This is a genomic window from Pedobacter nutrimenti (assembly GCF_032678445.1).
GTDB lineage: Bacteria > Bacteroidota > Bacteroidia > Sphingobacteriales > Sphingobacteriaceae > Pedobacter > Pedobacter nutrimenti_A.
Genome location: NZ_JAVTSQ010000008.1, coordinates 113,972 through 135,043, shown reverse-complemented (window position 1 = coordinate 135,043; position 21,072 = coordinate 113,972). Strand labels below are relative to the sequence as shown.

At 39.6% G+C, this 21,072-nt stretch carries 12 protein-coding genes; all 12 read right to left on the bottom strand.

The window, feature by feature from the left end; all coding sequences use genetic code 11:
* Positions 1 to 216 precede the first annotated feature (216 nt).
* On the bottom strand, positions 217 to 1,860 hold the full coding sequence (locus R2S08_RS15695) for a RagB/SusD family nutrient uptake outer membrane protein (RefSeq protein ID WP_316836037.1): 1,644 nt from the start codon (positions 1,858 to 1,860) through the stop codon (positions 217 to 219).
* A gap of 18 nt (positions 1,861 to 1,878) precedes the next feature.
* Entirely contained in the window at positions 1,879 to 5,265 is a 3,387-nt protein-coding gene (locus R2S08_RS15690) for a TonB-dependent receptor (protein ID WP_316836036.1), read from the bottom strand.
* 231 nt (positions 5,266 to 5,496) lie between these two features.
* Positions 5,497 to 6,609, bottom strand: a complete 1,113-nt coding sequence (locus R2S08_RS15685; protein ID WP_316836035.1) for a FecR family protein — start codon at positions 6,607 to 6,609, stop codon at positions 5,497 to 5,499.
* Between the two features lie 64 nt (positions 6,610 to 6,673).
* Entirely contained in the window at positions 6,674 to 7,240 is a 567-nt protein-coding gene (locus R2S08_RS15680) for an RNA polymerase sigma-70 factor (RefSeq protein ID WP_316836034.1), read from the bottom strand.
* Between the two features lie 214 nt (positions 7,241 to 7,454).
* The gene (locus R2S08_RS15675; RefSeq protein WP_316836033.1) at positions 7,455 to 8,993 is read right to left on the bottom strand and encodes a DUF5008 domain-containing protein; all 1,539 of its coding nucleotides are present in this window, start codon (positions 8,991 to 8,993) and stop codon (positions 7,455 to 7,457) included.
* Positions 8,994 to 9,103: 110 nt separating this feature from the next.
* Entirely contained in the window at positions 9,104 to 9,793 is a 690-nt protein-coding gene (locus R2S08_RS15670; protein ID WP_316836032.1) for a fasciclin domain-containing protein, read from the bottom strand.
* Positions 9,794 to 9,808: 15 nt separating this feature from the next.
* Complete coding sequence (locus R2S08_RS15665) at positions 9,809 to 11,278, bottom strand: RagB/SusD family nutrient uptake outer membrane protein (protein ID WP_316836031.1); 1,470 nt, start codon at positions 11,276 to 11,278, stop codon at positions 9,809 to 9,811.
* A gap of 10 nt (positions 11,279 to 11,288) precedes the next feature.
* Positions 11,289 to 14,441: a SusC/RagA family TonB-linked outer membrane protein gene (locus tag R2S08_RS15660; RefSeq protein ID WP_316836030.1), complete on the bottom strand. Its 3,153-nt coding sequence runs from the start codon at positions 14,439 to 14,441 to the stop codon at positions 11,289 to 11,291.
* Between the two features lie 38 nt (positions 14,442 to 14,479).
* Entirely contained in the window at positions 14,480 to 15,526 is a 1,047-nt protein-coding gene (locus tag R2S08_RS15655; RefSeq protein WP_316836029.1) for a DUF5007 domain-containing protein, read from the bottom strand.
* Between the two features lie 11 nt (positions 15,527 to 15,537).
* Complete coding sequence (locus R2S08_RS15650) at positions 15,538 to 16,461, bottom strand: fasciclin domain-containing protein (RefSeq protein ID WP_316836028.1); 924 nt, start codon at positions 16,459 to 16,461, stop codon at positions 15,538 to 15,540.
* 95 nt (positions 16,462 to 16,556) lie between these two features.
* Positions 16,557 to 18,062 (bottom strand): RagB/SusD family nutrient uptake outer membrane protein, encoded by a 1,506-nt coding sequence (locus R2S08_RS15645; protein WP_316836027.1) that lies wholly within the window; start codon positions 18,060 to 18,062, stop codon positions 16,557 to 16,559.
* 10 nt (positions 18,063 to 18,072) lie between these two features.
* Complete coding sequence (locus R2S08_RS15640) at positions 18,073 to 21,006, bottom strand: SusC/RagA family TonB-linked outer membrane protein (protein ID WP_316836026.1); 2,934 nt, start codon at positions 21,004 to 21,006, stop codon at positions 18,073 to 18,075.
* Positions 21,007 to 21,072 lie beyond the last annotated feature (66 nt).

Genomic DNA, 21,072 nt, shown 5'->3' with positions numbered 1-21,072 from the left:
TACTATTCTGCATATTGTCCTTTTGGTACATAAGCAGGAACAGAATATACTCCCCAGGTAATAAAGATAGAATTCCGGGGCATCGGTCACAATGCAAAAGATCACTATCTTCATGTAGTATTCTTACTATATCTATATTCGATCAGATAAAAAATCTCGTTATTGAAGATAAAAAAGAACCCTTCTTAGGAAGGGCTCTTTTTTATCTTCAATATCCTATTGCCAGCCTGGATTTTGAACCAGGTTTTTGTTTTTAGTTAATTCACTGAACGGAATCGGCATAAAATACATTTTATCTAAAAATACCATGTTTTGAGGATCAACAGATACATACTGATAAGAAAATGTATTATTTGCATTCTTTGTAATAAAGGCACCCAAAGCCTTTCTGTTGTTAATAACAGTAGCGGCTAGTTTCCATCTTCTCAAATCCCAATACCTTTTGTCTTCAAAGCAAAATTCAACAAACCTTTCATTAATAATTAGGTTCCGCACTTGCACCTGATTCAACCCGGTAACAGGCTGAGTAATCCCGGCGCGACTTCTTACTAAATTTATTGCATTATAAACAGACTGATCCGGGCCCGAAGCTTCATTCTGGGCTTCCGCATAATTTAACAATACCTCCGCATAGCGGATATCCATAAATGGCTGGTCGCTCCCACTTCCATAGGTATAAACAGTATTATTAGGATTAATCGCCTTTATGCAGTAATAACCGGTTATAGTATTATAAATCTGTAGTGCCGGATCACCGTTAAAATCACGGCCACCATCATATATTTGCAAAGTGATTGTTTTAAGCGGCGGGCCACTGGTGGTTCCTGTCATCATAGTCCCATTATAGGCGATATATGCATAGAACCTACTATCCCGGCCAATATAAGGATTACCAGGATCGTAACCAGAAGTAGGGTCTGTGATCGCTTTTCCATTTGCCATAGGAAACGCATTAACAAGATCCTGCGTAGGAGAAAGCTGTCCGGCATCGTTATTTGCCAAAATTACAGGTTTTACTTTAGCATCAAGTCCGGTTTGCTTTTGCGGTATGGAATAATCAATTTCAAAAATGCTCTCCTTATTTGGGGTATTTAACCAAAGCTTAGTCAAGTCGGGAAACAATTGATAAGTGCCCAAATCCATCACCGCTTTATTTGCAGCAGCAGCAGCAGCCCAGCTTGCTGTACTATTAGATGAAGCATATAAAGGGCTCGCCGCATATAACAATACCCTGCCCTTTAACGCCATAGCAGCCCCTTTTGTAGCCATCCCCCTTGGTGCAGCAGCCGGCAGATCAGCAATAGCCTTTTCCAGATCGGCAAGAATGAAACTAAAAGTTTGATCTATTGTACTCCTGGGTATAAACAGATCATCTGTCAGTGCTTGAGGCTTATCAATTAGCGGAACGCCACCATATCTTTTAACCAGATCCAAATAAGCAAACGCCCGAAGAAAGTAAACTTCTGCAGAAAGTTCTGTTTTAGTAGCAGCATCGATAGTTGAGGCTGGGATCTTGCTAAAAAATTCATTCATTTTCCTGATACTCACATAACTGGTTTCGTATACCCCCATAGGGTTATTTACAGCATCCCAATTGCCTACCAATATAGAATTTGGCCCACCAGGATAATTACTTCGTGCTTCATCAGTGATATTGTTATAGGTATTGTAATCCCAACCCGGGCGGTCATTATATATCCCATTCACCAAAAGCCTCAATAATGAAGCATCTTTGTAAACATCCTGATCTGATATAGCCGCAGGATTGTTTACACTCAAGAAATTCTTTTTGCAAGCTGATAAACTGATCATACCTGCACATAAAAGAAGAAAAATATAATTAATGTTGCTGATTTTCATAACAATTTAAATTACTGATTAAAGACCAAGATTAACACCTAAAGCGAAAACGCGCTGTTGCGGGTAATAAGCCCCTGTTCCAACTCCTGCCTCGGGGTCAAACTCCTTAAATGGAGCAACTGTCAACAGATTGGTTCCCGAAACAAACACTCTTAAACCCTTTATGCCAAATGATTTAAGCTTATCACTATTAAAGGTGTACCCAAAATCGGCCGACTTAAGACGCGCATAAGAACCACTTTTAAGCCAAATCCGCGAATCCCTGTTATTAACCGGATTAGCGTCAACCCATGCCAGTGGATATTGCGCATCCGGGTTAGATGGCGACCAGGAATCTTTCAGATAATTAAAACCGTTACTCGAACCGCCACCGGTAAATAAAGTGCGGCCCGTACCTGTAAGCAATACATTTCGATTCGCTGCCCCCTGGATTAAAAAGTTAAAAGCGAACCCTTTCCAGCTTACACCACCCGATAAACCATAAATGATCCTCGGTGTATTACCATCGCTGGCAAGAACTTTTTGATCTGCCGTAGATATAGAGCCATCGCCATTTACATCTGCATATTTGACGTCTCCAGCCTGCGTAGTGTATCCAAACTCTTTACCACCATACCAGCTTTTTGCCTCAGCATCCGTTTTAAAAATACCAATTGCGTCATAACCCGCAACAAATCCCACAGGCCGTCCCAGTTGTTTTTGAAAATCAAGTGCATTGGCAGGGTCGTCAATTTTGGTCACCTTATTGGTTGAATAACTTCCCGTTAAACGCATATTATAGGATACGCGTCCGGCAGTATTTGCATACCCAATGCTCAATTCACCGCCATTACTCTTCACCTGCGCGTAATTTACTGCAGGCAAGGTACGGCCAAAAGTGGCAGGAATGGAGAGCGTCTGCGGCTGAAGTATATTACTTGTAGTCCGGTTAAAATAATCAAATGAAACATTCAGCTTAGAATTGAAAAGGTCGGCATCAAACCCCAGGTTATTACTATTCTGTTTTTCCCAGGTGATATTGGGGTTAGCATACACACCATAGTTAATCAGAGATGCTGCTGTGTTATTAAAAGACGGGCCACCTTGAGTATTAATCACATATGATTCCGAATATTGGTAAGGATTCACCCTGTCATTACCAACAAGCCCCTTCGAAGCCCTGATTTTTAAATTATTAATAAAATTCAATCCCGAAGCTGCTTTAAAAAAGCCTTCTTCAGATATACGCCAGCCTACAGACACCGCAGGAAAAAAGCCCCATTGCTTGCCCGGCGCAAAAAGAAATGATCCATCATCCCGGAACGAACCTTCCAGTAAATATTTATGGTCAAAAGCATAGTTTACCCTGCCAACCAAACTACGGCGAGTATCATTAACAAAGCTATAGCCATTAATTTGTTGATTAACAGGACCACTGGCAAAAAATTCATCTTTTATATTAGATATAAAGTCTGCTTTATAGGCGTCCTGAAAATTTCCGGTTGATTGAAACTGCTCTCCCAATAACATGGCACTAACTTCATGTTTTTTAAAAGTCCGGGCATAATTAACAGATAAATTAAGGGTATAATTATTGGTTTGCGTAACCTGTTGATCTAAAGAAGTTACCCCACCAACTTTTTTTGTATTGATTACATTACCCTTGGCATCTTCATCATACATACTATATGGTAAAATAAAATTTTTAGACGTTACATTAGAAGTAAAAATGGAAGCCAATCCTTTAACAGATAAACCAGGTGTTATAAACGGCAGTTTCTGCTCTGCAGAGACCGTCCCCACATAAGCATTAGTTCTCTGTTTACCATAGCCCGATGAACGGATTTCTTCCACTGGGTGCTCGCCATTCGTGTTGACAGGCAATCCATTGGGCCAATAAGCAATTATAGTTGGCTTTTGCCTGATGACATCATAGAAAATTTTATTGGCATCAGCACCCGGAGTTTTACTATCTTCCTGACGCCCTTCCAGGTTGAATGATAAACTCAGGTTACTATTTATCCTGGCATCAACATTGGACCGGAAATTATACCTCTTATAATTAATATTCTCATACATTCCATTTTGCGACAAATAACCTAAAGAGCTGAAATATTTAATCGCATCATTGCCACCACTTACCGTTAATGTATGCTGGTTTTGCGGGCTGTTCTTTTTAAAAGTTGCATCATACCAGTTAGTGGTCCCAGTATTCGCTTTAAACTTATCTAATTGATCCTGTGTAAAGAAATTGGAGGCTTGAGTAGGGTTCTTAGGGTCATATCCTGCGTTAAGTAATCCCTGGTTCCTCAAAGTTCCATAATCAAAGGCCGATAAAAGCTGAGGGTAATAGGTTGGATTTTGTAAACCGTAAACCCCCGTGTAAGAAATTTCAGGCTTCCCGGCAACACCCCTTTTAGTGGTAATCAAAATTACCCCATTTGCTGCCCTTGCCCCATAAACAGCGGTAGAGGCCGCATCTTTAAGTATAGTAATACTCGCCACATCCGTTGCATTAATTGCATCAAATCCATCTGTGCGTACAATACCGTCAACCACAATCAGCGTACTGTTATTGTTCAGAGTACTTATTCCCCGAATCTGTAAATTTGAACCAGATCCAGGCCTGCCGCTTGAATTCGTTGCAACTAAACCTGGTAAACGGCCAGCCAGTGAATTGGTTATGTTCGTTGCCGGTAAGTCCTCAATCTCTTTTGCAGAAATGCTGGCTACCGAGCCTGTAAGGTTAACTTTCTTTTGTGTCCCATAACCAATTACAACAACCTCTCCCAAGGCATTGTTAACTTGTTTCAGTGTAATGTTCAATGAGCTCTCCTCCGTGTAGGTAATTTCTTTAGTTTCAAATCCCACATAACTGATCAGCAATACATCTCCTTTAACCAGCGTAAGCTGGAACTTTCCATCGATATCTGTTACGGTACCTTTTGAACTGTTCTTCACCTTAACACTTGCACCAGGCACAGGAATGCCATTTTCATCAACAATACGCCCTACGACATCTTTTGTTGTAAATACGGCAACAATCCGATCCAGGAAAGATTTCTCTTTTAACTTGATCACAACCACCCTGTCTTTAAGCTCATAACTTAGAGGTTGCTCTGCAAACAGAGCATCCAGAGTTTCCTGCATAGATGCATTTTTCAATTCTACATTAACAGGTTTAGCACCTTTCAAATTGTCTTTTACATAGAAGAAATCATAGCCGCTCCGCTCCCGGATCTTCTCTATGACCTTTTTAAGGGATGCATTTTTTTCAGAGAGTGTTATTTTCTGTGCACGCCCGGCAGCACTCACCTGCATGAGGGCCGCAAATAATAAAAATGTGGTGATTCGCATAACGAACATGATTTTCGACAGCATGCCCTGTCCAGGCCCTGCCATCTTGTGAAAAGCATTTAAATTCATACTTTTGTTCTGTTTGGGTTATTACTAGATTCTGTTAGTTTTTATCAGGATGAAAATCCCGGTAAGGGTGACCCGGACATTTAGCGTGGAAGTGGTACGAACACTTTCACGTTTTGTTTTTTAGGCCCCTCTCTGTTTGGTTATGAATACCGTCGTAGTAGTTCTTTCTTCATGTTCATTGGATTAAAGGTTAAATTATTTGGTTAAATATTTTATTCAGAGCTCTTTAGTCTAGGTTTTAGACACGTAAATCTTTTTGCCCTCTATTCTAAATTTCACCAGACCGGTACTTTGCATAATTTCAAGAACTTTCGATACACTCTGGAAACGGGACATGGTTCCTTCCATCGCATCGAGAGGTATACTTCCTTCATACACCACCTCTACATTGTACCAGCGTGCCACCTTACGCATAATCTCGTATACATTCTCGTCATTGAACTCAAAATACCCCTTCTTCCAGGCTATGGCTTCCTCCAGGTCTACCTTTGCTATTTTAATAGCACCAGCTTTATCCAGAGCAGATTGTTCGCCAGGTTTCAGGATACTACCCGAATTCACTTTTACAGATCCTTCCAGTAAAGTCGTTTTAATAAGAGGTTCATCCGCATAAGTATTAATGTTAAAATGTGTACCCAGTACTTCAACATTTTGCCGCTCCGAGTGTACAATAAAAGGTTTATGCTTGTCTTTGGAAACTTCAAAATAAGCCTCACCATTGAGCTCGACATTTCTTTGCGAAAGCCCTGCAAAACTCAATGGGAATTTCAAAGTAGTTGCCGCATTAAGCCATACTTTTGTTCCATCTGGCAGTTCTATCTGATATTGTTCTCCATTAGCGGTTGAAAGCGTGTTGTAAGCCGCATGGCCAGTGGCTTTTGCATTTTTCACATGATAGACCACCTGTCCATCTGCAGTTTTAGTGATACTTACACCAGATTGATTGGCCAGTTCTCCGGTAGAGGCATCCTGTAATATGATTTTCTTTCCGTTCGACAAAGTCAAAGTAGCCGTGTGTTTACCTGGAGCAATATCATTGGCATAAACAATCTCCATTTTTTTTGCAGGTTTTTGCAAATAATAAGATAAGCCTGCACCAACAATCAATATTATAGAAGCTGCCGCTGCGATACGCGGCCATAATTTAACAAATCCTTTAGGCGCAATGCCCAAACGCGATTGCAGTTTTTCATCTGCTTTTTTAAAATCCGGTGTATCCAGATCGTCATCATTTGCCTGCAAAGACGCATTAAGGTACCAACTTTCTACAATAGCCTTTTCTTCCGGGCTGCAATTTCCATTCGAGTACTTTTCCAGTAAACTTTTAGCGTCTTTGCTTTCCATAAATCCAATTGTCTTATAATCCTGTTTATGTGTAAGACGAACAACCAGAAGGAAAGTGGTAGATTTAAAAAAAGAAAATATACAATCCGCCCAATTTTATTTTCAGAATTTTTATAGCATTGGAAATCTGCTTCTTAACAGTACCCTCCGAAATCTCGGTGACATCCGCAATCTGTTTATAAGAAAGGTTTTCTTTCCTGCTCAGTTCAAATATCTGTCGCATTTTTTTAGGCAGCTGAGAAATTTCACTTTCAATACGATGGGCCAGCTCATGTTCCCGGACAGTATTCTCAGTGATAAATTCCCCTTTATCTATAAAGCTCTGCAAAGAAGCCAGATAATTTGTTTTTAGTTTATTCCTATTGACCAGATCAATGACTTTATTGCGAGTTGCCGCGTATAGATAAGAGGATAAAGAACCCGTAAAAGAAAGTTCTGCGCATTTAGACCATAAAGAGGCAAATATCTCCTGAACAATATCTGTAGCTTCATCATCATCTCTAAGCATCCTTCTGGCATGGCGGAACATTAAAGCCCAATATCTATGGTAGATTTCGGTATACGCAGCATGATCTTCTGACTTTAATAAGTCAATCAATTCGTTATCGGTCAGACCACTATACTTTCTCATAATATTAGATTCCGCTTTCCGCCTGGCGAAAATTATTATTGGAGCTCCCTCAAGTTTATATTTCTGATCAAGTATATATAACTAATTCAAATATTCCTAATGTGATAAAAAAATAAAACGGTTTGTCCGGTTTGCTTATGCGAATCTAATTTGTCAAAAAAAAACCAGTAGCTGCACTTGTGCAACTACTGGCCTTTGAACACCAGAAACTACCCTAATAGGTAATCTTGACCAATCGGTTGTTCTGCAACAGGTCAAAAAGCGTAAAGCTGCCTACAAGTATCGATGCTGTGCCATTATCCACGTTGAGCACGTCATTAACAGAACCAAAACCTCCGCCAAAACCACCCAGCGTATTGTAATTGACGCTTAACTTTCCAGTGGGCTCAACTATTGCAAACCCATTTCTGGTAATACCATTAAACTTTTGAAAGCTACCTGTTAGCAAGATCTTTCCATTGCCCAATGGAACGGCTTTAGTAATAAGCCCATCAACACTTATGCCTGTGTTAAATGTCTCATCAACACTACCATTTCCGTTTAAAACGGCAGCCTTTGCAACAGCCTTTCCATTAAATGTTAAAAATTCACCTGCGATAAGAATTTGGTTGTGATAAGGTCGAACCGAATAAACAGCACCACTCGGACCAGCTCCCGTATTAAATGTTTTATCAAGCGTTCCATTTTCATTCAGACGGACTATCCTATTTACATTTTCACCATTATAGCTACTAAAACCACCCACCACAATCATTTTTCCATCAGCCTGCATAAATGAATCGTATATAGCCCCGTTAAAACCGCTATTCGCCTGATTGCTTTGTGTGTTAAAATTAAAAGTTTTGTCCAATGAACCATCAGCCCTAATCCTCACCATATTGTTAACTGCTACAGAATCAGTAATAATTGTATCCTTTTGATTTGGATAGTATCTCTTCGTCATATAATACTTAAAACTCCCCATTACCACAACATTACCATCAGACTGCACCATCATTTGACTTACTGATCCACTAAAAAATGCTCCGAAAGAAGGAACTGTATCCTTCTTAAACTCACCCGATTTATCCACAAAACTGTAGATCGTAGAATCCATAGCACCGGTAAGGGAGATTTTAGCAATATTTGCAACCTTATCCTTCTTATTACCATAAGTAGTAAATTGTCCTCCAATAAGAACTTTTCCATCCAACAACAACGCAGCACGGTTTAAATAACCTGAAGGAATTCCCTTTCCGGGTTTAAAAGACTTATCTAAAACTCCCTGAGGAGAAATTATCGCCAGTTTGCTATAACCTGCCCGGATACCCGCATTGTTATAATCTGTAAAATCGCCCACAATCAACATTCGATTATCCGGTAGCGCCGTGATATTAAGAATAGAACCATTGGCACCAACATAAGAATTGAATGTTTTATCAATTTTCACACTTCCATTAACTCTGAATTTGGGCCCTGGGACAATCTGAGCTCCAATCATCAATGTAATTACTCCGGTACTTGCATTTTCAGGCACCTTTGCCTTCACTTCTGTATCTGTAACAGAGATCACATCTGCTTTTTCTCCATTGAACAGCACCACCAGATCTGTTTTATATTTTAAAAATCCTGTTCCGCTCAAAGTCACAGTCGAAGCTATTGCACCTTCAACAGGGTCTGAACCTGTTGTGTTTACTTTAATATCCAGTGGCGGCTTAGCATCCGCATACGGATCTTTACCTACATAATTATTTTTCTTACATGCACTTACCATGCATAACAATATCAGGCCAACTGTTAAAAAAAGATAACCTGTCTTATATCTAGAATTCAAAATCATACAAATGCATTTGTTTGGTTAAATATTTGTGTCATCTTTTTTAACTATTGAAAATAATCCTGGACATCGCTAATAAAAGCAAATGAACTAAACCCAAAAGCGTGGTTATCATTTAAGACATGGATCACTCCATTGGTCGTTTGTAAATCCGAGGTTGCCACCTCGGATGAAATGTTTAAAGGATTTCCAATATCACCAATATTTGTAAAAATAACTGTACGGGGGCCAACGTCCTTCGTACCCTGATAATCGCTAAATCTCACACCAAGATTCATAATATATCCGTTATAAGAAGCCATATACTGCCCAGGATAAACATTCAACTGGAGCGGATCATACCTGGCGATATCTTTAAGCAAATATTTGTCCCGTATAATATACTCCGACAGGTACTTCTTCCAGATATATGGCGGTATATCTTTTATGAAGATTGAATCCTTAGACTCAACGTATCGCATCTGATTTAACATATCCATGCTCTTCTTTATAGCATGATCAGTAGGTGCAAAAAAAGTTACATTTTCCTTATCTATTGTTTCCTTCAAACCCGCCAGTTCCACAATTGTCACAAGCGTATCAAACTGAAAAGGCTTTGTTTTTAAAAACTCATAAGAACTTATATTAAAAACACCCTTCTGTAAATTTCCACCAGCAAAATATTCCTTTTTGCAGGAAAGAGCTCCAATACAGATTCCGGTCAGAAGAAGAAGGAGCCATTGATTTTTTCGTTTCATAAAATTTAATTTAGATTACCTTACCCAATATTGATTCAGTACAATCCCCGGATTATTTACCCTTGCCTTAGGGTCTATAGGCCATGTCCATGCCCCCTGCGCAAACTGGTCCGGGGTCATGAAATCTACACACTGATTGCTGTCCATTACGCGACCGGTACGAACAAGATCATACCACCTCACCCCCTCACCAATCAGTTCTTTTTGCTCTTCCATAAAGATCGCATTCACAAGCGAGCCTTCAGAAGGACTATATTCAATTGCGCCTGCCCGGCTTCTAACGGCATTAAGTAAAGGAATCGCCTCACTATCTCTTCCAAGATTGGCCAAGGCCTCAGCACCTAGCAACAAAGTTCCCGAATACCGGAAAATGATCATATTGTCATCAAAAAGGAAATTATTCACGTCAGTCACGTTAGAGTATTTCAAGAACATTTGGGTCTGATTATTTACAAAGGGTTGGTAAAACCACACATCCCTTCTTTTATCTGGTAAATTTGCAGGATAAAGTTTTTGAACATAAGAAGCCAAAAAATAACCATCACTGGTGGCACCATAATTTACGATCGGATCATGCGTTGTCCATTGCCCCAAAGACACATATTTAGTTTCTGAGCCATAGTTTTTATTTACAGAAAACTCGAAGATACTCTCCTGGGTTTTTCCTTTGAATATCTTTTTAAAATCTTCAATAGGCAGTAATTTAAAAAAACCTGACTTCTTTACATTCAGCACGGCCTCTGCAGTACCCTGCCAATAAGTCTGTTGGTTGGTTTTATCAAAGCCAGCCATCCACATGTAACAATTCGCAATTAGAGTTTCTGCCGAGGCACGTGAAGCCCGTACCCCCCAATTGGTTGGATCGTCATATTGCCACGGCAATGATTCCTTAGACTCGGTTAATTCTTTAACGCAAAATTTCAGCACCGATATAAAGTTTAGACGTGGTCTGGGCGTTGCATCATAAGCTTCCGTATATAGTGGAACATCCCCATAGATACGAGAAATATAAAAGTAAGTAAAGGCTCGGATAAACCTAACCTCCGCCTGATACCGGGCCTTTTCATTGTCACTTAAGAAAGTTAGATCCTTTAAACGATCTAAAGCAATATTACAAGCGGCAATACTCTGATAAAAAGGATACCAGTCAGCCAGTAAATCACCTTTATATCTTGCAGGCAATGCAATCTGGCTGCTATTGCTCAAATCATTTTTAGCAACAGTAGGAAACACAGGAAAGCCAGGACAAATAAATTCTCCCGCCCGGATATCTCCATTAAGATTATGGTATGGGCCTACTGTTAAACGATCGTAAATCAATCCGTAACAATCTGCCACTGCCGACTCTACATCCTGTTTGGTCTTCCAGAAAGAGTTCGCCCCAAGCCTGTCGACAGGCTCAACATCCAGAAATTTTTTGCAGGAGATTAAGGGCAGGAAGAAACATGCACTCAAAAACAAGATAAAATACTTTATTGATTTCATAATACGTTAATTAAAATTCAAGATTAAGACCCAGTACATAGGATGGAGAATTTGGATAAGAATCTATCCTGTCCCGACCCAGTTCCGTTACATTTTCCGGATTTGGACCAGAATATTTAGAAAGTAAAAACAGGTTATTTCCTGTTGCATATACCCTCAGCGTGCTGATACCATACCTTTTTAGAAAATTTTTATCCAGAGAATAGCTTACTGTAGCAGAATTCAGCTTAAAGTAAGATCCATCCTCCTGAAATAAAGTTTGCGAAGAATTAAATGGATCTGTATTGCTCAAATACCGTAAAGGATTCGGGTATTTTGCAACATCTCCAGGCTGTTTCCAATAGTTATAACGCGATATGTCTACCATGGTCGTCTTATCCAGAGAAAAAGGATCATAATTATTACTCAGACTTGTTGAAAGCGCATTATTTAACAAATCACGCTTAAACGTAAAACTCCCGCTCAGTGTAAGACCAAACTGACCATAGGTCAATACAGAATAAAAACCACCTGTTACTTTCGGAATAGGATTTCCCGCAAGCTGCAAGTCATTCTTATCTGTGATATAGTTACCATCAACATCTTTGTAAATAACATCACCCGCTTTATAGTCTCCGCCAGCGGCATTTTTATACGCCCTGCCTGTTACAGGATCTACAGGAACATCCTTATCTGTACTGTAAACACCCTGAGATATGTATAGGAAATTGCTCAGTGTATTCCTGCCAACTTTGGTCAATATTGCTCCCCCGTCAGAGAGTAGTTGAGAAACACCTCCCGGCAAAGACAACAAAACATCCCGGTTAATTGCAGCATTTAAACTTAGGTTCCAATACAGCTTTGAACCTGTTGGCAACGGACGAAAACCTAAACTGAATTCAAGCCCTTTATTCATCATCGATGCACTGTTGGTTACCACCGTTGTAAATCCAGTAGAAGTTGGCAGATCCTGCGTAAACAACATATCTGTAATCACCTTCTGATAAGCATCCACAGTTAAACTGATCTTGCTGTTTAATACACTAATATCAAACCCGGCATTATATTGCTCAACGCGTTCTGGTTTTAAGAACGGATTTGGCATAACACCAAGCTTTGGACTTATTCTGGGCACATTATTATAATTACCTGCTACACTGTAAGAGCCCAATGAAGCATAGGCATTCGTAGATGGTCTTAAATTAATTCCATAAGAAAACCGTGCAGAAGCATAATCCAGCCATTTGAACTTCTTCATGAATGATTCCTTCTCTATGTTCCATTTTAACCCTAATGCCGGACTTTTTGCCCAGCGGGACTTAACACCAGCATAAGAATTTCCGTCAGCGCGGTAATTTAAATTGATCACATACTTTTTCAGGTAATCGTAAGATAGGTTTGCCCCTGCACCCACAGAATGGATGGCCGTATAATCATTTGTATCGTTTGCTTCTTGCAGATTAGGTGTAATCCCTATAAATCCATTATATAAAGAAGAATAGCCCAAAGGACCAAAATAATGATCATTGGGGCCATTAACCAGATTAGCCTCACGTGCAATATTCTGATTGGCAGTAATTTCTGAAAAAAGACCCGCATACACGGTGTGTCCCTGACCAAAGGTTTTAGAATAGTTTAATGAGGTCCTGTTATAAAGATTGGTGGTTCTTGCCACATAGCCATAAACTTTCGATTGCTCATTATTGGCTAAGGCCGGCGTAAAGGAGTCTTCATTATTCTGTATGTAAGAAACACTCAAGGTCGTTCCCAGCCTAAGTAGGGGAAGCAGCTCATAAGAACCATCTATATAAGAAGTGAGACTATACGTTTTTGAATCATTTTTACTATTCAATGCGCTGGTAAACCTGGAATCGTTCAGGAAATAAGAAGGTCCTGGCAATAAAGATGAACTTAGACTTCCTCCAGCCCCTACATCAGTTAATCCATTTCCGCTTCCCTTTAATTTACTTCCCAGAGAAAGCGTGACAGAGCCTGTTAAGTTCAACTTTGGATTAGGTTTATAACCAATTTGAGAAGACACAGAATATCTGTCAAACCCCGTATTCTTGATTACACCCCGCTCAGTATAATAATTTAAATTGGTCTTGTAATTCAGTCCAAGATTTCCTCCGCTCACTGATAAATTATGCGTCTGATTGAAGGTAGGCTGATAGTATAGACCCTGCCAGTCTGTAGCATTATTATAGAAAGCGTTCAAACTGTCTGCCAGAAACTGGGTTAAAGAAATCTTATAAATTTCATCGTAATTATTAGTGCTCAAAATCCGGTTGATCAGGCTTTCCCGCTCTTCTTTACCACCTATAGTTGGGCGCAGTTGCGGCACAGAATTCACAAAAAAACTGCTCGTTAAGCGGACAATTGGAATCGGTGAGTTCCCTCTCTTTGTAGTAATTACGATAACCCCGTTTGCACCCCTTGAACCATATAAAGAGGATGCATCTGCATCTTTCATAACATCTATCGACTCTACATCTTCAGGAGGGATTAATGCAAGCGGACTTGTCCCGGGACCTTTAGATTCAAATCCATATTCAAAACCAGAATTGGCATCTATTGGAATACCGTCTACAACATATAACGGAGAAGATGGTGTTAAATAGGCATTATTACCAGACCCCTTTACCCCAATCTGAGACAAGCCCCTGATGGCCGTTGACCCGCGGAATCCAGGCGCCCCAGTATTATTCTGGATATTCAAACCCGGGACTTTACCTTGTAAAAGTTGCTCCACACTTGAAACGGGAACATCCCTAATCTGGTCTGCAGTGATCCTGGTTACCGAACCGGTTACAGTTTCTTTCGTTTTACGCTGATAACCAACGATAATTGCAGACTCTAAAGTTTGCGTAGTAGAAGACATTTTTACAGTCAGATAGGTTTGACCTTTTACTTCGACACTTTTATTCGCGTATCCAATATAGTTGAAATCCAGTTTCGCAGTCTTGCTTACCTTAACAGAAAATTCACCTCTATTGTCCGTACTGGCAATAACCTGCCGCTTTCCATTCGCGTTGACTGTTGAAACAGTAACACCCGGTAACGGTTCATTACCCTCCAACACCTTACCTCTAACAGTAATTACATCCTGGGCAAATCCTACTTCTAAAAGGAAGAACAGAAATACCGAAGCAATAAGCAGAAATTTTGTAAATCTTTGCATCATAATATCTTAGTTTGGTTTATTTAAATTATTACCCGGTATTAATCGTTTTGGAACCTGGGGGTCCGGAGGAACTTAAATATGATCACCCAATCCCCTTTTTCATAGATTCCAAAATTCAGGAGCATATTTGCATCTATCCTCGTATTGTTGAAACCTGTCCTGGAAAACCCAATGTTCACAAATGCCTTATTCCCTTTAGCATACTTGGTATCAAGATCTGTTAACGGTATAGGATAAGCCACATCGTAACGCACCTCAGAACTCGTTTTAGTCATATTAAATCCATGAACCAGCTCTGTCCATTTTGTTAAATTGAACTTTGCCGGATCAATACCGACTGAATCTTTATCAAAAAACTTAAAACTTAAAGAATTCCCTTCACCAACCCTTTTAAAATACACCCTGGCTAAAGAATCATTCATTAAAGTATCCTTGGTTATATATACATTAGTCATCACAGGATGGTTAAAAAATGCTGCGGTATATGGCAGTCCGTTTTCCGATATTCTCGATTCTGTTAATCTCCGTCTTGTATACTTATCAAATTCATAAGGCTCATAAGGAATTTCTTGAACAGGCCGCAGTCTGAAATTTTTCATCACCCGCTCATTCCCACTATTGGTAACCTTTACATCAAACAGATAACCATCATTAGGATAAGCATTAATAACCTGCGCATTTGATTTATAAAAGATAAAATCTCCCGATCCAGGTCTGATTTCCAAAAAAGGCTTGTTGACCAATTTCCTCTTATCCTCAATTTCCTTCAATGTTTTCTCCGTCCCGCTATATAAGCCCGTCCATTCCAGAGTAGGAAAAGACTGACTAAGCTCAGGAGCAGGACTACCATCAAAATGACGGATATTCTGAAGTGAAAAATTCAGTGGATAACTAGACCCGTCGGCATTAAAACTGGTTTTATACAAAACCGTCCTGCCCAAAACCGGCTCATAAATTGCAACACTTGCAAATGTTGCCTTATCGCTCAAATAGTCCTTTTCCGCTGGCGCCTTCTTACAAGACACCATAAAAAATGTTATTACGCATACTGCGTACAGCACATGCATGTTTTTTTTAGTGATCATTTGGTCTTGATTTAATAATTTCTAAGTTTTATATGTTCAGATATCAGGCGATCTGCAGTTGTTGTGTATTTATAGTTCAATACGAACTCCTGATTGACAGAATCATAATGACAGTCCCCATTATTTTGAAGGGTCTGGTTTACCGAAGATGGTGCCGGTCTAACGGTTACCTTATAAGTAACCGGGTCAACTTTTAAACGCATAAAATATCCATTTGCCTTTAGATCAGCAGCATCAGTTTCTACAGTAAAATCATCAATGGCTTTCAGCTCTTTATTCAGCTCTAACCAGTCGCGTGTAGCAGTAGGCAAAATAATGCGGCCAGATGAGATATAATTTAAATCCGAATAGGGATTCTGCAGAGAGCTCGCAAATTGAACAAAGGACTTAAAACCAAAAACATGATTAGGTTCCAATATATTAAGCACCCCGTTTGTGGTTTGCAGGTTACTGATTGTCACATAAGAAAACACCCAATCTTTGGTAAAACGGGAACCATTCAGATCACTGTATTTAATCAATAAGCTCCCCGAACCTACACTCCCCTGAGTCGTTGTTGCCACAGCGTTTACATGCAACCTTCTTTTACTAAGGGTAATCACATCCAGACCATCTGCGAGCATAAATTGCTCACTGTTAAATTGTCCGGGAATGATGTATCTCATCAACATCGACCTCCATACAAAAGGAGAAATATCCGATATTTTCAACTCAGGCAAACCAAGTGTAGCCCTGCTGGCATTCAGGTTTTCCATGGCAGTTAAAATACTCTGATCAGTTGGTGCAAAAAAAGTGATCTTCGATTTTCTAATAGTATCGGCAAGATCTGCCTTATTAACAATGTAGATTAAAGTATCAAACTGCTCCTTTTTACTAACGATATAATCGTACATATTAACGTCCACTTTATTAGCCGGGACACTATTTCTATACATGCTATCCGTTTTTGAACATCCCTGCATAAAAAAACAGGCTGTCACAAATAACGAAATACTCAATATGAATTGCTTTAGGTACATATGCTGATGAATTAATGCCAGAAATTATTTTGAATTAATTTTGAATTGTTATTTAAAGTCGCTTTGGATAGCGGCCACTTTGTAGCGCCATTAGCAATATCAGCAGCAGTTAAACTGGTAAAATCTTTCACCCTCTTTAGTCTCACCAAATCATACCATCTCCAACCCTCCCCCAGTAATTCTCTCCTTCTTTCTTTAAAAATACTTTCCAGAATAACCTTACTATCAGTAGACTGAAAATTATCCAGCCCCCGGGCTATCCTGATCTTATTCAGATTGGTCACCGCATCAGATTGAAAATTCAAAAAAACATCAGCTTCTGCACGAAGCAACAGGATCTCTTCAAACCTGAAGATAACAATGGCAGACTGGTAACTTTTGAATACTGGCGGAAGGGAAACACTTAAATTCTTAATTTTCGAGAACATTGGAGCACTGTTGCTGAAATTTGTAAAGTATTCCCCGTTAGTAGAACCATCAGCAGCTAAAGAGAAACGCTCATCATTTGCTTCGTTAAAAATTTTAAGAATACTATCCTTGGGCACATAGATATCCGCCGTTTTCTTTGGCACAAATGGCTCACTCAACGTCCAGTCCTCCACATGCCCCTTAATAGAAGCCTCCTGGTTCTTTATTGAAAAGTTGATAGAAAAAATCACACTCGAACCCTGTCCGCTGAATATCCCATTAGCAGAAGTCAGATTATCCGTTGCAGTAATATCATAACCGCCGTTCGAATTGTTGTCAATAATCAATCTGCAATTTCTTTCCACTATTGCATAATCTCCTTGCCAGGCTGCCAGGTGCGCCAGCAGTGCATAAGCCGCAGCCTTGGTGGCAATAATAGAACGTAACTGTGCATCCGTCTGGCCATAATAAAGCCCTTGCTGTTCCGGCCAGGCCCCATTATAACGCCATGGTAAATCGGCCGCTGCTGCCGCTGCTTCAGTTGCCGCAAATGACAAGACATCTGCCTCAGGCGACTGTGTTTTTAGCGTAAAATCGCCTTCAACAGAAGACGTAATTAAAGGTACATCTCCCCAAATCCGGGCCAGATAGAAATAAGCCAGCGCTCTGAGAAACTTCACATTGGCAATATCCAGTTTTAAATCCTCTGTGCGATAACGAAAATCGCTGCTGGCAACCAGAGGAAGTTTCTCCAGACATAAATTTGCCTGGGCAATCACCGCATAGAACCGCCGCCAATCTTTCCATTCATTCATTGAACCATAATCGGCATTCAAATCCTGTTGGGTTACAGAACGAATATCCTGCCGTGTACTCACCTTAAAATCTCCTCCCCTCAGTTCACCATAAACAAAAAATGCATTTTCATTAGATAAAGCTGCCCTCAGCAAACCATAGGTAGCAAAAACGGCCGAACGAGCATCATTTTTCACCTTCCACATCTGGTCTTGAGTAACCAGACTCGTAGAAGCAGTATCAAGTGTTTTTTTACAGCCAGGTAAAATCAGGAATGACAATCCGGCTATGGCAATTAGTAATTTTGTTTTCATTTGCCTGTTTTTAAAGAGTTAAGTTCAAACCAATGGTGTAAATTCTTGGTATCCTCATACCGTTACCCGTATCGTATCCCATATAATCAACCAGTTCCGGGTCGGCCCCTGTATATTTAGTTATTGTAAATAAGTTAGTACCCGTTGCATATACCCTGATATTGGATATTTTCCGCCTTTTGGCCCAGCCCTCATTACTCAAATCATAACTCAGAGTGGCCGATCTCAATTTTGCATAAGATCCGTTCTCCAGAAATAAAGTCTGATCAGCCTGATAGGGATTAACCGAGCTCCATGGATTATAGATCGGATATTTTGAATAATCTCCTGTTTTACTCCAGAAAGTAATTTCCTTAATCCCACTTAAATTATCAGCCCCCTCCCTATTCACAAAATCAAAATGATTAGCAACCTGCGTATTGATAATATCCCGGCCTAAAGCATAAGAGATCAAAATACTTAAGGATAGCTTTTTATAGCTGAACAGGTTACTAAAACCTCCCGCAACAACAGGTGTCACATGCCCTTTAAGTACTTTATCATTATCATTGATCACATAATCTCCATTCATATCTTTCCAGATAGGATCACCTGCTGCAAACGGAATTCCATTATAGCTTAATTTTTTACCAGTCGCAGGATTAACAGGAATCTCCGAATCCGTTTTATAAATACCCTCGTTCTGCAATAACCAGAAATTATCAATAGGCATTCCTACCATAATTCTCCGGTTACCATTAACAATAGAATTGACCTGATTTGGTAAGGACAACAATGTATTACTGTTATTCTGCAGCGCCAGACCTGGAGTCCACTTGAAATTCTTAGAATTTATAGCCTGACCACTCAATGTAAGTTCTATCCCCCTGTTCCTGACCTTCATTCCATTTAAGAGCTCACTGCTAAATCCATACTCACCAGGTACCGGTACCTGAATCGTCAGATTTTTATCCGTCTTGTTATATACTTCTATAGCTGCATTAAGTCTTTTGTTAAGCATGGTCATATCTACCCCAGCGTTAAATTGTTCTGTATAAGCGGATCGCAAACCAAAACCACTGTAACCTCTGCTAAATGGCAAACTTAAAGTAGGAATACCTGCATAAGATGGTATATTCTGACTACCAGTCCAACCAATATCAACGGTATAACCCGGGCCATAACCGTTGTTATTGTCCAAAAACTCTTTACCTGTTCTACCAAATCCAGCAAATAATTTTAATTCACTAAAAAGTTTTGATGGTTTGAAAAAATCCTCCTTGTTTACATTCCAGTATGCATTTACAGAAGGTGAAAAAAACCAACTTGTTCCATTTTGGTAGAGAGAAGAGTTGCCGTCTGTACGGAGCATCAGGTCTGCTCCATATTTCTCTTTATAATTATAGCCAGCCGTTCCATAAAAAGAAACAACATTCTGGTTAATATAGTCCTTATAGGCATAAACCATAGTTGGATCAAATGTGTTATTAAAGTACCCGTTGGTCTTAATAATCTTAATAAAATCAGATGGCCCCCTGTAAGCTTTGGTATAATCGTATTTGTACTTATCGTACCTTAAAGTCTGACCAACGGAGAATTTAACTTCATGGCCATCGCCAATTGCATCATGGTAAGACAATGAATTATCCAGATATACCCGCCTATCAAAACCCGTATAATAAGAAATAAAACTATTACCCTCGTTAATGGAACCCGGAACAAAATATTCACGGGTATTATCATTGATCACCATAGAGGAAAGAGACTTGATCTGCAATTTATCAGACAAATTATATTTTACAACCAGCTGTCCTTGTAAATAGGTACTTTTATTGACATCCGACAGCTTCTCAGAATTCCCCTCAGATATACCCAGATAATCTTTATTCGGAGGAAGCGGATTACTCAGATCCGGCAAATAATCCTCTTCCACATATCTGCTTAACAGCGACTGGTTGCGTTTTCTGTTCAACAGCGATCCAGATAAACTGGTAAATACCTCTAGATCTTTAATGGGCAATATATTGATCTTTAAATATACATTGTAACGATCCAATCCCGTTTTTTCCGCAATTCCAGCATCCTTTTGCTGTCCAACACCAAATGAAAAATTAGCTCTTTGCTTACCCCCCGAGATAGAGAAAGAATTTCCCGTTACATAACTATTATTATAATAAAGATCATCCCAATTTGCAGGACCATAATATGCAGGTTGTGAAGAATCTGATAAATAAACCGGATAGTTCGACTTCAGCGTTGTTGTCGCATACTTATTATAGAACTGCATTCTGAAATCATTTTCAAATGCAGCATTGACAGTATTGGCCGACATCCCCTGGCTAAAGCCAAAGTACGAATTGATGGATACCCTTCCATTATTTGTATATGGACGTTTAGTGGTAATTTCTATAACCCCGTTGGTTGCCAGCGTACCATATTTAGCCAGGTCGCCAGAGTTCTTTAATACGCGAACACTAGCTATGTCGTTAAGATCCAAAATAGAAGAAATGTCTGTATTTGGGCCCATTCTTTCATAATCGTATTGTTTGATATCAAAAGCAAAAGGATGCTCTACAATCATGGGAACCCCGTCAATCACATAAATAGGTTGCGCATAGTAACTGCTCTTTCCATTTAAGAACCAGGTTGAAGTTCCTCTAATCAGGATAGATGAAGGAACTCCGGGTTCGCCCGTTGTCCGGCGATAGTCCAAACCTGCAACATTACTTTGTAGAAATTGTCCCATGTTTGAAAAGGGCAACTGCAAAGCCTGCTGCATGTTTAAATCTGACACCTTTTTCCTGTCTGAGAACTTCCCTAAACTATCAATCGGCAGTCCGGCAGTATCGGCCTGATTGACATTCTTGACATTTTGAGAGAAACCATTCACATAGAACATCGAGAAACCGATAGACAATGAAGCCATAATTAGTTTCCATGAAAATAATGGGTAACGATTTTGCATACATCTTAATTTAGAATAGTAAAAGGTTAATGAGACATCATTGGTCAGTAATCGTCTCGAAAGTTT

Coding starts and splice junctions, on each gene's coding strand:
- R2S08_RS15695 (WP_316836037.1), bottom strand. CDS start 1,860: ATGAAAATCAGCAACATTAATTATATTTTTCTTCTTTTATGTGCAGGT.
- R2S08_RS15690 (WP_316836036.1), bottom strand. CDS start 5,265: ATGAATTTAAATGCTTTTCACAAGATGGCAGGGCCTGGACAGGGCATG.
- R2S08_RS15685 (WP_316836035.1), bottom strand. CDS start 6,609: ATGGAAAGCAAAGACGCTAAAAGTTTACTGGAAAAGTACTCGAATGGA.
- R2S08_RS15680 (WP_316836034.1), bottom strand. CDS start 7,240: ATGAGAAAGTATAGTGGTCTGACCGATAACGAATTGATTGACTTATTA.
- R2S08_RS15675 (WP_316836033.1), bottom strand. CDS start 8,993: ATGGTAAGTGCATGTAAGAAAAATAATTATGTAGGTAAAGATCCGTAT.
- R2S08_RS15670 (WP_316836032.1), bottom strand. CDS start 9,793: ATGAAACGAAAAAATCAATGGCTCCTTCTTCTTCTGACCGGAATCTGT.
- R2S08_RS15665 (WP_316836031.1), bottom strand. CDS start 11,278: ATGAAATCAATAAAGTATTTTATCTTGTTTTTGAGTGCATGTTTCTTC.
- R2S08_RS15660 (WP_316836030.1), bottom strand. CDS start 14,441: ATGATGCAAAGATTTACAAAATTTCTGCTTATTGCTTCGGTATTTCTG.
- R2S08_RS15655 (WP_316836029.1), bottom strand. CDS start 15,526: ATGATCACTAAAAAAAACATGCATGTGCTGTACGCAGTATGCGTAATA.
- R2S08_RS15650 (WP_316836028.1), bottom strand. CDS start 16,461: ATGTATAGAAATAGTGTCCCGGCTAATAAAGTGGACGTTAATATGTAC.
- R2S08_RS15645 (WP_316836027.1), bottom strand. CDS start 18,062: ATGAAAACAAAATTACTAATTGCCATAGCCGGATTGTCATTCCTGATT.
- R2S08_RS15640 (WP_316836026.1), bottom strand. CDS start 21,006: ATGCAAAATCGTTACCCATTATTTTCATGGAAACTAATTATGGCTTCA.